Consider the following 14468-nt stretch of genomic DNA (forward strand, 5'->3'; position numbering starts at 1 on the left):
TATTCATGTTCTTTGGATGGACGAAGTAGATTAATAGGATGATGAAATGACCGATACCATTTTGGTAGTAGATGATGATTTAGGCATTCAAAAGCAGCTTAAATGGAGTCTTACAGATTACAATGTCGTTTTTGCTGACGATCATACTTCTGCCATTGCGCAGCTTCGACGTTTTGAGCCCAAAGTTGTCACTTTGGACTTGGGACTTCCCCCAGACCCGGCTAATGCTTCAGAGGGCTTGCGGATTCTTCACGATATCATCGCACTGGCGCCGAGAACGAAAGTAATTGTGGTTACTGGTAATAGTGATAAGCAAAATGCGCTTAAAGCTATTGATTTTGGTGCTTACGATTTTTATCAAAAACCTATCGATTCAGATACCATCAAGTTATTAGTCAATCGCGCGTTAAACCTTTCAAAGTTAGAGCACGAAAACAGCATTTTAGCGCGCACCCGTTCAGGTATGTCTAGAATTGTTGGCAACAGTGAAGCGATTCAAAAAGTGGTGCGTCGCGCCGAGAAAATTGCCAATACCGATATCAGTACGTTACTACTAGGTGAAAGTGGTACGGGTAAAGAGGTATTTGCACGCAGCATTCATGAACATAGCCCCAGAAAAGACAAACCATTTGTGGCGATAAACTGCGCGTCTATTCCAGAAAACCTGCTCGAAAGTGAATTATTTGGCTACGAAAAAGGCGCGTTCACAGGCGCAAATAAAACGACGTTAGGTAAAATAGAAACGGCACAGGGCGGTACGCTATTTTTAGATGAAATTGGTGATATGCCTATCGGCTTGCAAGCTAAGATGCTTCGTTTCTTGCAAGAGCGAGTGATTGAGCGGGTCGGTGGGCGTAATGAAATACCCGTAGATATACGTGTTATATGTGCGACTCACCGGGATTTACAATCTATGGTAGCGCAAGAAACCTTTAGGGAAGATTTGTACTACCGAGTGGGTGAGATGCCTATCATGATCCCGCCGCTGCGTGAACGGGATCAAGATATTATTTTACTCGCCCGTACCTTCCTAAACATTTATCGCGAAGAGTTTAAAGCTAAAGCCAAGAGCTTTTCCGAAACGGCGGTTAATGCCATGCTGGCCCATAAGTGGCCGGGTAACATTCGTGAAATGCAAAACAAACTCAAATCAGCGGTTATTATGGCTGAAGGTACGGTAATACAGCCTGACGATTTAGGGCTTTTGCCAGTAGATGCCGAAGATGAACCTGAAACGCTAAACTTACGTGAAGTGCGAGAAATTGCAGAAAGCCGCGCCATACGAAGAGCTTACCAAAAGGCAGATAAAAATATGTCTAAAACGGCTGAACTACTAGGCGTCACTCGGCCAACGCTTTATTCGTTAATTGACAAATATCATATGGAAGATGTTAAAAGTAGTGATTAAGGCCTGTTTGTCACTACTGTTCGTGATAAAGCGTATAGGGTGAGATGCCTTTCACCCTATTAAACAAGACTAGGCCTGGTTAATTTGTCGTATATTTTTATAATACAAACTGGCGGCGAGGCTCAGCTAACGCATCGTGGCCGCTAAACGTCACTTCAACGATTACTTTATTGGGACTATGCTCAATAAAAATAATGCTTCCACACACATTACATACATGGTGCGTTTCACCATTGGCCTCATGCAATTCGGCTAACGAGGAAGGAGCACAGTCAATGACAAGTCTTTCTTTTTCAACCGCCATACATAATTTGCTGGTATCTGTCTGGGTTAGCGTTTCGTTATCGGCTTCTAATTCATCAATATGGTCAATCTCATATTGAATGGCTTGGCAGCTACAGCTTCCTCTATACATATTTCTTTTTCTCTACTGCTATTTATCGAGGGAGTCTGGCCACTTAATACTTGCTACGTTGTTGAATGACGTGGCAATTCGTGAGCCAGGAAAGTTAAACTTAGTATCTAACATTGTTGGATGCGCTCTTGGTGTCTTAAGCGTTTCAATAACGCCTACCCAGCCGTTTCTACCAGAAAGCTTAGTGGCGTATAGTGCGTAGTCGACAACGGCAAACGTGCGTTTCCATGCAGAGTCGAAATCATCGTCTTTATCAGGGGGAAGCAATGAAAAGCCTATGCTGCAGGTAATATTGATAGGTTTCTCTAAGCCAATATCAAAAGGCGTGTGAGCTACCATTTCGCGACAGCGCTCTGCCAACTCTGGTAATTCTTCTCTATTTGAATGCCGACATACTACCAAAAACTCTTCGCCGCCCCAGCGAATAATAAGATCGGTCTGTCTAAATACTTCTTTGAGGACGTTGGCAAATACTGAGAGCACTTTATCTCCAGCTATATGCCCATAATCATCATTGATACGTTTGAAGTGATCAATATCAATGAGAAGGCAAAGTAAATCTTGTTTAGATTTGCTGTCATCAGGGTTTTGCTTAGCTGAAAATTGGCTGCGTCTAATTTCCCCTGGAAGCTGTGACTCTAGATAGTGCCTATTGTATAAACCGGTTAATGGGTCACGTAAACTCACTTCTTCAAGCGTTCTGTAGGCTCTCTTTAGCTCTTCATTCTTCTCTTGGAGGATCAAAGTTTGTTGCCTGACTTCGCGGCGCAATATAATGGTCTGTTGGCGTTGTTTGTAGCGACCCCATACCAGAAATGTCAGCAACATCGCCGCTAAAGATACACTCCAAAATAAGGTGCTTTGTAAGTTTTCATGTTCAGCTTGGGCAAGCACAAGTTGCTTTGACTCTTCTAGTTTTTCTAGCGTACGAGACTGACGCACAAGCTCGATTTCAGCTTGCAATCCTTCAATAGCTGATTTGTTTTCAGAATCTAGTAATACTTCACGTAACTGTTGAATGACAGATTGAATGTCTAAAGCTTTTTTGAACTCTCCTAACGATACAAATGCACTAAGCTGCAATGAAAGAAAGCTTAACTGCCCGCGAATATCTCTATTTAGCCTCGCATCAATAGTGCCGGTTCGTGCTTCTTTTAATGCTAGCTCAAAGTTTTGCTCTTTCATGTAAGCTTGAGCTAGGGCAAGTCTTCCCTCTTTCATCAATTTTGCCTGTCCTGATGAACTTGCGAACTTCATTGCTTCTTGTAGAAGCTCCCTACCTTTCGCTATATCATTATTTTCCACTAGCGCCTTACCCATTAGCATTTTAGCTTCTGCAATTGCACCAACATCATTGGTTGAAAGCAAAAGAGCAAGGCCTTCGTTAATGGTTTTTATGGCTTGCTTAATGGTACCTGACTTTAGCGCTAATGCGCCCATACGTGTTTTTATTGTACCAAGTAGTTTAGGCGACCCCGTGCTTTGAATGCTATCGAATGCATCTTGGTAATAGGTGTGGGCTAACGTGGCCTGGTTGAGTAAGCTATAAATTTCGCCGATGCGAAGCAAAGTAACGCTCATTTGGTTAGCCATTTTGTTTTCGCGAAAGTAACTTAATGCTTGCTTTAACGGTTCTAGAGCGGTTTCAATTTCGCCTTGTTCTTGCTGAATAATGCCTAGTTCAAGATTCAGTTGAGCCTTCAGCAATTCGTTGCGTTCTATTTGTGCAATAGACATAGCTCGGCGAATATACGTCAGTGCAATCGTATAATTCGATAGGTGCCTTTCTGATGTGGCGAGTTGTAACAGCGTTAACGCCATTTTGTTTAAATCACCATCAGAGGTGTAACGCTCTAGGGCTGCGTTAAAAATGGCTTTCGCCACTTCAAAGCGAGAGGCGTTTTGCAGTAAGGCTCCGAGAGTAGAAAATGTATCAGCAGACATCTGCTGCTGTTGAAGCGCTTGCTCTAAAAGTAATAGAGCTTTGCTATCTGCATCAGCATATTGCTTGGCGTTTAAAAGGTTCTCGATATCGGTAATTTCGGTATCGAAAAGCTCAAACGCTTTTACCGTTTTTACCTGTGCGCAATGCACGGTGATCAGTAGGGCACACACAAGTAGACGCACTGTGCTAAATCCTTTACGGCCCATTCGATTGTATCTCCTATAGGCTATCAGAATATGTTGGCTGAGTATCCCAGCAGGCTAAGGCTAAGGCAACATTATTATTGTGAAGGATAAAACGAATTTTATGCGTATCTGGATTTATACTTTAGTTTAGCTTTTGCTATTATTTTCAATCCACTCTCGAATTAACGCAGACTTGGCTTTACCTGTCTTCCGAGAGATCTTTGCTAACTTTTCAATACATAACGGCGTTAACGTAAAGGTAGCATGTCGCATACCTTCTGCTTTTGCAGGCTTTCTTATCGGTACAACACTGTCTGTACAAATTTCTTTTGATTCGTTTTTTGCTGTCAACGTTTGCTTTTTATCTACTTCACCTTGGGCATAAAGCAGTGCATCATCGATAAAATCTTCAACAGAGCGAAGGTTGGGTTTAGCTAATGGCTTCGACTTTTTGAGGTTGAGTAAACTCATAAGCATCCTCCATTTTGCCAGCTAATAGCTCTTCAAACAGGTTTCTTATTTCCGTGGCCGCTTTACCTTCAGGTTCGCTTTCAATTACCGATTGCCCTGACTCCTCTGAGTCATCGTACATGTTTCGACTAAAAGTAACAGAGTTTAGGACAGGAATACCAAACGAGCGACACACTTCTTTTGCTTCTAGAATACGATTAGCCAGGCTAGGAAGGGAAGGGCACTGTGTGATGACAAACGCTGCGTTCATTTTTGGGTTGACCATTTTACAGGTAGACAAAATATCTTCCATGTGAGGCACCGTTTTGAGGTCGCGACGTTTAGGTCTAAGAGGAATAAGTATGTGGTCCGCAACGGCCATCGACGAGCGAAGCGCTAGGTTGTCTTGACCGCCGCAGTCGATTACTACGTAATCGTAGTACTGTCGCAGGCTTAGCAGTTCGTTGCGTATTTTTCCGTATAACTGAACACAGTTTATTTCAGCAAGACGAGGGTTAGCTTTGCGTTCTTGGATCCAATCTGAAGTCGTTCGTTGCGGGTCACAGTCAACCATTAATACCTTGGCTCCTTTTTCAGTACGAAGATACACTGCAATGTTTTGCGCTATGCAGCTCTTTCCGCTACCGCCTTTTTCTCCACCAACTAAAATAATCATGGTGATAACCCTCAAATATCGCTGTACGTTAAAATGCTGAGCGTTAAGGGGTCGAAAATAATATCTCGACCGTACCTAACTTATGTTAAAAGCATAGGCAGGCTTTTCGCTAGGTTCAGCATCAAAATCGATATTAACGAATGTGAGACGATACCTATTGATTTGTGAGAAAACTCATTCTAGTCTTCTACGTCTATACAATAATTCACAGTAAAAATTACCGATAAGAGGTTGTTATGTCAGAAAGTCGCTTTACTTCCAAAGAAGGTCAAAAAATACCTAGTGTGTCATTTCCATGCCGCGAAGGTGAAGCATGGACAACGAAAACGACAGATGAATTATTTTCTGGCAAAAACGTAGTGGTGTTCTCACTTCCAGGTGCATTTACACCTACTTGCTCTTCTACTCACTTACCTCGTTACAACGCATTAGCGAAGAAGTTTGCTAAGCACGGTATTGATGAAATTGTTTGTGTTTCAGTAAACGACACCTTTGTAATGAATGCGTGGGCTGCTGACCAAGAAGCCGCTAACATTACTGTAATCCCTGATGGAAACGGTGACTTTACCGACGGCATGGGTATGCTGGTAGATAAAACGGACTTGGGTTTTGGTAAAAGAAGCTGGCGCTATTCTATGCTAGTGAAAGATGGCGTCGTAGATAAAATGTTTATTGAGCCTGATGTTGCTGGTGACCCGTTTGAAGTGTCAGATGCAGATACCATGCTGGCATACATTGCTCCAGAAGAGCAAACTAACGCACCAGTTTCTGTTATCACCAAACCTGGTTGTCCTTTCTGTACGAAAGCGAAAAAGCTGCTAGATGAAAACGGCTACGAGTACGAAGAAATCGTATTGGGCAAAGGTGCCTCATTAACCAGCTTAACTGCTATTAGCGGTCGCGAGACTGTTCCGCAAGTTTTTATTGGCGGTAAACATATCGGTGGTTCTGACGAACTAGAGGCCTACTTTAGCTAATACAATTTGTGTTTTAATCGTCACAAAAAACGGGAGCATGGTAAACTGCTCCCGTTTTTTATTAATTATCCGTAGCGGGGAATAATGGTGTCGTCAAAGTTTTTTGTAAAAATGCTCACAGGTATTGTTGCGCTTTTAGGTGTAAACATGGCTATAGCCGAAAATTTGGCTACAAGCGATAGCAGCGAGATAAAAACCAAACGTTTTTCAGAGCAGCAAAATCAGTTTAAAGCATTTTACGAAAAAGAATGGGGGCAAACCCAGCCTTGCAGAGAGACGGCGCTCAACCGTTTTTCAGTATGTAGCAATATATTGCGCAACGAAGGCAATTCACCTTTCATGCTGACCAATAAAACGAGCAGCAAAGTAGCAGTGTTGATCCACGGCCTTAGCGATTCTCCATTTTTTATGCGTGAAATTGCTAATATTTTGTTTGAGCAGGGCTTTACTGTAGTAGTGCCGCTTTTACCAGGCCATGGTAAACGAGATGCTGATGATGACATGTCTGACTGGGATTTAGCTGAGCGCTGGCAAGCACATGTCGATGAGGTCATTAATTTAGCTGATAGCATGGGCGATACCTTGCTTGTGGGTGGCTTTTCTACTGGCGGTGCTTTGGCCGTTGAGCATTATTTGGATAGTGCCAATAGCGATGCTAACAATATTGACGGCTTAATGCTTTTTTCCGGTGCCCTCGCGTTGTCTGACAATGCTGAAAGTATGTCTCGAATTTGGGGGATCAAGCTTTTAGCTAGAATAATTGATGGAAGCTATGAAACCCATGGCCCCAACCCTTATAAATACCCAAACGTGGCTGGCTTAGCTGGATTGGAGTTAATGGACTTAATTAACACAATTCGGGAAAAAGTTGAGGAGGGGCAACAAGTTGAAGTACCACTTTTCGCCGCTCACTCCCAAGCAGATGTGACTACGCCTATCCATGGAATAGAGCTTTTAATGGAGGCAAGCGAAGGGCCAAATACCTTCTTTGTAATTGATGAGTCGTACGGGTTGTGCCACGCTGATCTTGTGGTAAACACTAAGTTGCTGAATAAAATGAATTTCAATGCAAACATGGTTAATCAACAAGAAGAATGCGCGGTACCTAAAGCAAATCCGCTGTTTTCAACTATGGGCTTGATGTTGCGTGATTACTTGTCGCAGTTCAGCACGCCCTAGCTTAGCAACGCTGGTCACTGGCTTTACCGCCCGGTTACATCACGCTATTATTGGAGTGTAATGGTGGTATGAATAGCCATTAAATTTAACAGCTGCCTGAGTAAAGTGTTTGAGCAAGTTTCAATTTCGTTTAACGCTTAAAGCGTACAAATCAGCGAACGGGAGTTCGTTGGTCTTTATGTTATTTTTAATGATGGCCCTTGTGTCGTCAGGCAGTGCTGTATCTATTGAACATTCATACGAACACGTTCACTCAATGCCAGTCATGGCACAACAATCTGTTTCGCCTCATGCTTTTCATGAGGTTCATTCATCTGAGTCTGTTGATACACATTGCCAGCATCAGAAGATGTCATCTGAGCATGCTAATTTAAGTGCCAATAGTAATGTGAGCGACGTTGCTCAACTCAGTGACGCTAACGAGCATAACGCGAATGAAGTACTAACAACCGACATGCCGTGCTGCAAGGAAGAATGTAATTGCCCTGCAGACCATTGTTTTAACCTCAGCGCCAGTGCGCTTATTCAGCCAACAGTTGAAACCGAAGTGTCGGTAGCGAGAATGGCTGCCACTGCACCTCTTATTGGGCAGCGTATATCCCTTCACTTTGGGCAGTTTCGCCCACCCAAATCACTTTTCACAGCATAGATCTATCTTGCGGATTTGTTTCGCAGTAGAGACGTATTTTATTTAACCATCTTGGTGGTTCGTTTTGAGATCTCTCTAGTCTTTTATCTATGTAACGCGTGGAAAGCCCTTTTGCTAATACCTTTGTCAAAGTCAGCGAAAAGAGAGCTATGCCAGCACGCTTTACTCCTAAAAAGTGATGTTATACATGAGCAACTATTCGGTACCTAAAAAAGTAAGCGCGAGGGCTGTCAAGCTTTGTAAATCAAGCATTTTGTTCGCAATACATTTTCTGCTTTCTTATTTTTTGTTGGTTAACAATTCTGTCAAAGCGCATTCTTTAAGCCTAGAACAAGCGCTGCAGTTAGCTATTCAACACGACCCGTCGCTTAAAGGGAATGTGTATCGCAAGCAAGGTTTTAAGGCAGAAGCTGAAGCGTCATTATATTGGGAAAACCCACAAATGTCGGCGTCCGTTCAAAACTTGCCTACCGACGGCTTCGCGATTGACCAAGAGCCTATGACGCAATTTAAAGTGGGTTTGAAGCAGCAATTGCCAAGAGGCAATGAAAATCAGTATAGCCAACAAAAATACTTGGCTATGGTCGATAAGGTGTCTATAGAGAGCCAAGTCAGAAAGGCGTGGCTTAAACGTGAAGTTACCCTTACTTGGTTAGATTGGATTTACGCAATGCGCCGCATTGCGTTATTAGATAAAGAAAGGTCACTGCTTACTCAACTACTTGAGTTTACTGACTCTAGATACAGTCAAGGTGTTGGGGCTGCTGAACAGCAAGACATACTGCAGGTGCGCTTAGCATTGCTATCGTTGGACGATAAATACCTGCAGGCTTATCAGCTAAAAAACGAAGTGAAATCTGCACTTTCAAAATGGCTTGGTGCCCCGCTAGATGAAACCATTAGTGCGCCGGTAATTCAATCAAAGCCAGAGACTATAGAACTCGATGCCATTTTAAACCGCAGCAATCTAAGTCTCTCTGCTTTCTTAACGTTTATTGAGAGTAGTGAGCCTTTTTCCATACTGCGTCACCACCCAGAGGCCATGGCACTTCAGTTTCAAACAGAAATAGAAGCGCAAAATGTCAATATAGCGCGAGAGAAAACCAAGTCTCAGTGGGCATTTGAGGCCAGCTATGGGTACAGACAAGATGCTCAGAACGGCGCGAGCCGGGCTGACTTTGTTTCACTCGGTGTTCAAGTAGACTTGCCCTTTTTCAATAAGTCTCGTCAAGACGCCTCAATTGCAGCGGCTGCGTCTAAAGTGAGTGCGTCTGAAACGGACTTCCGCTTGAAAGTGAACGAGCTTGCAGCAAATGCTGAGGTGCTTAAATCACGATTATCGGGCTTAAGTGAGCGAAAAGCGCTTTACGAAACCGTGCTAATTGGAGAAATACAGCAACTCTCTGAGGCCGAGCTTACAGCCTATACCACAGACACAGGCGATATAAGCGACGTAGTAAGTGCCAAGCTTAAGCAAATACAGGTGCAGGAAGATTTACTTAGTATTGAGGTTGAGCGAGCCAAAACCCTGGCGTCGCTTTCTTATTTGTACCTGCCATCCAAAGCCCATTTTTCGAATAAAGAGCAGTAAATATGACGTCTTCATTAAACTCAAACAATCAAACCAGAAGCGCTCTTTTAAACAGTCCTCTTGTAAAAGGTTTATTAATAGGCCTGCTAGTCGGTGGCCTATTGGCATTTGGCTTAGCCACACTATTGTTGTCTAACGCATCTGTTTCATCGAAGCTGGCTAATAGCAAAAGTGCCCACAGCGAGGAAAAAACACACAGCGATGAGAAAGCCCCTTTATATTGGGTAGCGCCCATGGATGACAGCTATCGTCGGGATAAACCGGGAAAGTCACCAATGGGAATGGATTTAGTGCCGGTTTACGCCGCTGATAAAGCAAGGTCTTCGCATAGCAATTTGCGCACGCCAGGTACAGTAATGATCCCACCGAATGTACAGCACAATATGGGAGTTAAAGTTGCCCCTGTTACCATTGGCTCGCTTGAACAGACCGTAACAGCGGTAGGCGATGTGGCTTATGATGAAGACAGCATTGTGCACATTCATCCCCGTGTATCTGGTTGGGTCGATAGGTTGTTTATTAAGTCTCAAGGCGAGCAAGTCGAAAAAGGCCAAGCGCTTTACACTTTGTACTCCCCTGAACTGGTAAGTGCACAAGAAGAATACGTTTTAGCCCTCAAGCGCAAAGACTCACGTTTAATTGAAGGCGCGGCTCAGCGTTTAAAAACGTTGGGGTTATCGAAGCGCGTTGTTGAAGAATTACAAAAAAGTAGACGGGTAATACAGACAGTCACATTTAATGCGCCGCAAAGCGGAGTGGTAGAAGCGTTAAATATTCGCCAAGGGTTTTACGTTCAGCCCGGGACTACGCTGATGAGCATCGCACAGCTTGATACTGTATGGGTAATTGCTGAGGTACCTGAAAAGTACGCGCAAGTCATAGCGCCATATAATCTTGCTATGGTTACTCTTGACGCAATGACACATGCTTCAGATGCCAAATGGGAAAGCCACGTTGAGTATATTTACCCGTCTTTATCAAAGGTAACGCGAACCTTGAAGGTGCGTATTCCCCTGGCTAATGAAAACCACACATTGAAGCCTAATATGTTCACTCAGGTTTCTCTTAAGCCAGCACAGCGTAAGCCAGCGCTGCTTGTGCCTCGTAGTGCTGTTATTCGCACAGCTAAAGACGCAAAGGTGGTGTTGAGTGATGGCAACGGCAACTTTAAATCGGTAAGCGTAAAACTGGGGCAAAGTGATAGTACACACTTCGAAGTGATAGAAGGTTTGTTACCTAGGGATAATGTTGTGGTATCAGCGCAGTTCTTGATTGATTCCGAGTCCTCGAAAAACAGTGACTTTAAGCGAATGGAGGCGCCGGATTATCAGGCCACAACTACCGGTACCATTGAAGCAATTGAATTACCCGTTAAAAACAATACAGGTGAGCCAGCACATAGTGCAGAAGTAGTTATTGCCCGTGGCCCCATAGAAAAATGGGGGAGAGGCCCTGCAACCATGTCTTTTGCCGTGTCAAAGCACATTGACTTATCCCAGTTCAAACAAGGCGACAACATAGTTTTCACCTTTTTCACAGGCGACGCATTTACTGTTGTCGATATGCGTAAAGATATGAGCCATGGAAAGGGTGAAGATATAACGCAAAGCTCTGGACAAAGCCATCACGAACATAAAGATAGTGAACGCCTGAGTCATGCTCCTCAAAACCGAGACCCTAAAGCTCATAAAGATAATAGGGAAGCTCATAAATCAAACAGTAATAAGTCGATAGAACTTAAATCAATTAATCATGAATCTGTGGAGCATAAATCGATAAATCATAAGGAGCATATGCACCATGATTGAATCGGTAATTCGCTGGTCGGTAAATAATAGAGTTCTGGTGCTGTTGGGCGCCATTATGCTTAGTATTTCAGGAATCTGGGCCGTAAAAAATACGCCTGTGGATGCTATCCCTGATTTGTCTGATGTCCAAGTTATTGTGAAAGTAAGCTATCCAGGCCAGTCGCCACAAGTGGTTGAGGATCAGGTGACCTTTCCACTCACATCAGCACTCATGTCTGTGCCTGGCGCACAAACGGTTCGCGGGTATTCATTCTTTGGCGATGCGTACGTGTATGTCATTTTCGATGATGATACCGACATGTACTGGGCGCGAAGCCGAGTATTGGAATACTTAAGCCAAGCGGCTTCGCAACTTCCAGAAGGTGTAATACCTCAGCTAGGCCCTGATGCAACAGGGGTAGGCTGGGTTTACATCTATGCATTGGAAAACGATGCTAGTCAACCAAATGCACTGGATGCTGGTGAGTTAAGGGCGTTACAAGACTGGTTTTTAAAGTTTGAGCTACAGTCAGTTGAAGGCGTATCTGAAGTTGCTTCTGTTGGAGGTATGGTTAAGCAATACCAAGTGATTATCGACCCCGAAAAGCTACGTGCTTATAACATTCAGCCTTCTATGATTGAGATTGCGCTTCAACGGGGTAATCGCGCCTCTGGTGCTTCGGTTATCGAAATGGCGGAAGCCGAGTATATGGTCACTGCGCAAAGCTACATTCAGGGCAAAGACGATATACTGGCATTGCCTACAGGTGTTGTTAAAGATGGCGTGAGTATAACGATTAGTGATGTGGCTCAAGTGGTAGAAAGCCCGGTAATGCGCCGCGGTATCGCCGAGCTAAACGGAAAAGGTGAAACCGTAGGCGGCATTATTGTGATGCGCTACGGCGAAAACGCGAAAGCCACTATCGCTGCGGTTAAAGCTAAATTAATTATGCTAAAAGCCAGCTTGCCTGAAGGGGTGAATATTGTTCCGGTTTACGACCGCTCGACGCTCATCGATAACGCTATCGATACCCTTTCTTCTAAGCTGTTAGAAGAACTACTAGTGGTAGGTTTGGTATGCGCTATCTTTTTGTTTCATTTACGTTCATCAATGGTGGCGTTAATCAGTTTGCCAGTTGGTATCCTCGCCGCTTTTATCGTAATGAAACTGCAGGGACTGAATGCCAACATTATGTCTTTAGGCGGCATAGCCATAGCTATTGGTGCAATGGTAGATGGGGCGATTGTGGTGGTTGAAAACTTGCACAAGCATATTCACCAATATTCAGTGAAAAATGGTGCGTTAACAATTAACCAACTTTCTTCTGGAAAACGGTGGGAGCTAGTTATTAAATCAACTGCGGAAGTAGGGCCAGCACTATTTTTTGCGCTTCTCATTATCACAGTATCATTCATCCCTGTTTTTGCTTTGGAAGCGCAAGAAGGGCGGCTTTTTGCACCGCTGGCTTTTACCAAAACCTATGCCATGGCTGCGGCTGCTGCACTGGCGGTAACCTTGGTGCCTGTGCTGGCGGGTTACTTCGTGCGTGGCAAAATACGCTCTGAAGCCCAAAACCCGGTAAATCGAGCACTAGAGCGCGTGTATCAGCCAATGCTGACACGATTACTTAACTACCCTGTGCTCACATTGGTGGGGGCATTTTGCTTATTGCTTTCTATGTACTGGCCGCTAAGTCACCTAGGTAGTGAATTCATGCCGGAATTGGACGAAGGCGATTTAATGTATATGCCTACAACCTACCCGGGTATTTCAGTGGGTAAAGCCAGAGAGCTTTTGCAACAAACGGATAAGCTTATTGCCACCTTACCTGAAGTTAAAACGGTATTTGGGAAAATTGGACGGGCCGATACGGCCACAGACCCTGCACCGTTGACGATGATTGAAACCTTCATTCAGTTTAAACCCAAAACGCAGTGGAGAGACGGCATGACCACTGAAAAGCTCAAAGAAGAGCTTAACGCTTTGGTGCAATTTCCTGGGTTGACCAATGCGTGGATAATGCCAATTAAAACCCGTATCGACATGTTGGCAACCGGGGTAAAAACACCTGTTGGGGTCAAGATTGCGGGGCCCGACCTAGCCGGTATTGAAGCCATTGGAAAGGATATTGAGATATTGCTTAACGACCTGCCCAATACCGCATCTGTATACGCAGAGCGGGTGGTTGGCGGTCGTTTTGTGAATGTCGATATCGACAGGCAGTTGGCGGCGCGTTATGGCATGACCATAGACGACGTCCAAAATATTCTAGCCTCGGCAGTTGGCGGCAAAATAGTAACGCAGTCTGTAGAAGGACGGGAGCGTTTCCCTGTAACTATGCGTTTTCTACAGCACTATCGCGACACGCCTGAATCTCTTGCATCCATGCCTTTCGTTACGCCAAGCGGTGTTCATATTACGCTAGGAGATGTCGCGACCGTGGGTATTGACGACGGGCCAGCTGGAATTAAAAGCGAAAACGCGCGGTTAAATGGGTGGGTGTATATTGATATATCATCAGACTCAGCCGCAGGTATTGACTTAGGGGGTTATGTAAAGCGAGCTAAAAGTCACTTGTCACAGCACCTTGATTTACCCACCGGGTATTCTATTTCTTGGGCAGGGCAGTTTGCTTACCTAGAGCGCGCAAAAGCAAAACTCTCGGTGGTTATACCTTTAACGTTAGCCATAATCTGCCTATTACTTTATCTGGCATTTAAGCGCCTTCGCGATGTAGCAATAATACTTGTTACCTTACCTTTAGCACTGGTGGGCAGCGTATGGTTACTTTACCTTCTTAATTTCAATTTATCGGTTGCGGTGGGTGTTGGGTTTATCGCCCTTGCGGGTGTTGCGGTGGAAATAGGGGTTATCATGTTGGTCTATCTAAACCAATATGTATCAGAAGCACTTATTAGCCACGCAACAGAGAATGGTAGCAATAACAAAGATGAGCTAGTGAAAAAGGCTATTGTCCATGCTGCATCAGCAAGACTTCGCCCCGTCATAATGACTTCGCTTTCTATCATTGTAGGCTTATTGCCAGTTCTTTACGCCACAGGAACAGGCAGCGGGGTAATGCAGCGAATAGCGGCACCTATGGTTGGCGGTATGGCAAGTGCATTGGTGTTAACGCTGCTGGTACTACCAAGCGCGTTTTACCTAATCGTTTCGGGTAAGAAGTAACAGAATAGGTAACAGAATA

At 44.2% G+C, this 14468-nt stretch carries 11 protein-coding genes; 7 read left to right on the top strand and 4 right to left on the bottom strand.

Features of this window, described 5'->3' with window-relative positions; genetic code table 11:
• Positions 1-46 precede the first annotated feature (46 nt).
• Positions 47-1408 (top strand): PEP-CTERM-box response regulator transcription factor, encoded by a 1362-nt coding sequence (prsR, locus tag KL866_RS04050; protein ID WP_025256168.1) that lies wholly within the window; start codon positions 47-49, stop codon positions 1406-1408.
• A gap of 97 nt (positions 1409-1505) precedes the next feature.
• Here prsR and KL866_RS04055 read toward each other — a convergent pair whose 3' ends face one another.
• The 4 genes from KL866_RS04055 to KL866_RS04070 form a co-directional block, all read right to left on the bottom strand.
• Positions 1506-1823: an ADP-ribosylglycohydrolase gene (locus tag KL866_RS04055; RefSeq protein ID WP_214993552.1), complete on the bottom strand. Its 318-nt coding sequence runs from the start codon at positions 1821-1823 to the stop codon at positions 1506-1508.
• Between the two features lie 18 nt (positions 1824-1841).
• Positions 1842-3974, bottom strand: coding sequence for a diguanylate cyclase (locus KL866_RS04060; protein WP_214993559.1), 2133 nt, complete (start codon positions 3972-3974; stop codon positions 1842-1844).
• Between the two features lie 126 nt (positions 3975-4100).
• Positions 4101-4424: a replication protein RepA gene (locus KL866_RS04065; protein WP_214993561.1), complete on the bottom strand. Its 324-nt coding sequence runs from the start codon at positions 4422-4424 to the stop codon at positions 4101-4103.
• Positions 4384-5079: an AAA family ATPase gene (locus KL866_RS04070; RefSeq protein ID WP_025256164.1), complete on the bottom strand. Its 696-nt coding sequence runs from the start codon at positions 5077-5079 to the stop codon at positions 4384-4386. Before KL866_RS04070 ends, KL866_RS04065 begins: the two co-directional genes overlap by 41 nt.
• A 236-nt stretch (positions 5080-5315) precedes the next feature.
• Between KL866_RS04070 and KL866_RS04075 the strand changes: the two genes are divergently transcribed.
• From KL866_RS04075 to KL866_RS04100, 6 genes are all read left to right on the top strand, one after another.
• The gene (locus KL866_RS04075; RefSeq protein ID WP_025256163.1) at positions 5316-6056 is read left to right on the top strand and encodes a glutathione peroxidase; all 741 of its coding nucleotides are present in this window, start codon (positions 5316-5318) and stop codon (positions 6054-6056) included.
• An 84-nt stretch (positions 6057-6140) separates the two neighbouring features.
• A complete protein-coding gene (locus KL866_RS04080; RefSeq protein ID WP_214993563.1) occupies positions 6141-7235 on the top strand; it encodes a carboxylesterase in 1095 nt (364 codons plus the stop codon).
• Between the two features lie 178 nt (positions 7236-7413).
• Positions 7414-7884, top strand: a complete 471-nt coding sequence (locus KL866_RS04085) for a hypothetical protein (RefSeq protein WP_251139822.1) — start codon at positions 7414-7416, stop codon at positions 7882-7884.
• Positions 7885-8071: 187 nt separating this feature from the next.
• Positions 8072-9475, top strand: a complete 1404-nt coding sequence (locus KL866_RS04090) for a TolC family protein (protein ID WP_214993570.1) — start codon at positions 8072-8074, stop codon at positions 9473-9475.
• A gap of 2 nt (positions 9476-9477) precedes the next feature.
• Positions 9478-11283 carry an efflux RND transporter periplasmic adaptor subunit gene (locus tag KL866_RS04095; RefSeq protein WP_214993572.1) on the top strand — a complete coding sequence of 602 codons (1806 nt, stop codon included), beginning with the start codon at positions 9478-9480 and terminating at the stop codon, positions 11281-11283.
• Entirely contained in the window at positions 11276-14449 is a 3174-nt protein-coding gene (locus KL866_RS04100; RefSeq protein ID WP_214993574.1) for an efflux RND transporter permease subunit, read from the top strand. Before KL866_RS04095 ends, KL866_RS04100 begins: the two co-directional genes overlap by 8 nt.
• Positions 14450-14468 lie beyond the last annotated feature (19 nt).

Source organism: Alteromonas sp. ALT199 (assembly GCF_018619335.1).
GTDB lineage: Bacteria > Pseudomonadota > Gammaproteobacteria > Enterobacterales > Alteromonadaceae > Alteromonas.

What these genes read in the sequence shown, in the direction of transcription:
- KL866_RS04070 (WP_025256164.1), bottom strand. Translation starts at nt 5,079, where the DNA reads ATGATTATTTTAGTTGGTGGAGAAAAAGGCGGTAGCGGAAAGAGCTGC.
- KL866_RS04085 (WP_251139822.1), top strand. Translation starts at nt 7,414, where the DNA reads ATGTTATTTTTAATGATGGCCCTTGTGTCGTCAGGCAGTGCTGTATCT.
- KL866_RS04090 (WP_214993570.1), top strand. Translation starts at nt 8,072, where the DNA reads ATGAGCAACTATTCGGTACCTAAAAAAGTAAGCGCGAGGGCTGTCAAG.
- KL866_RS04065 (WP_214993561.1), bottom strand. Translation starts at nt 4,424, where the DNA reads ATGAGTTTACTCAACCTCAAAAAGTCGAAGCCATTAGCTAAACCCAAC.
- KL866_RS04080 (WP_214993563.1), top strand. Translation starts at nt 6,141, where the DNA reads ATGGTGTCGTCAAAGTTTTTTGTAAAAATGCTCACAGGTATTGTTGCG.
- KL866_RS04075 (WP_025256163.1), top strand. Translation starts at nt 5,316, where the DNA reads ATGTCAGAAAGTCGCTTTACTTCCAAAGAAGGTCAAAAAATACCTAGT.
- KL866_RS04095 (WP_214993572.1), top strand. Translation starts at nt 9,478, where the DNA reads ATGACGTCTTCATTAAACTCAAACAATCAAACCAGAAGCGCTCTTTTA.
- KL866_RS04060 (WP_214993559.1), bottom strand. Translation starts at nt 3,974, where the DNA reads ATGGGCCGTAAAGGATTTAGCACAGTGCGTCTACTTGTGTGTGCCCTA.
- KL866_RS04100 (WP_214993574.1), top strand. Translation starts at nt 11,276, where the DNA reads ATGATTGAATCGGTAATTCGCTGGTCGGTAAATAATAGAGTTCTGGTG.
- KL866_RS04055 (WP_214993552.1), bottom strand. Translation starts at nt 1,823, where the DNA reads ATGTATAGAGGAAGCTGTAGCTGCCAAGCCATTCAATATGAGATTGAC.
- prsR (WP_025256168.1), top strand. Translation starts at nt 47, where the DNA reads ATGACCGATACCATTTTGGTAGTAGATGATGATTTAGGCATTCAAAAG.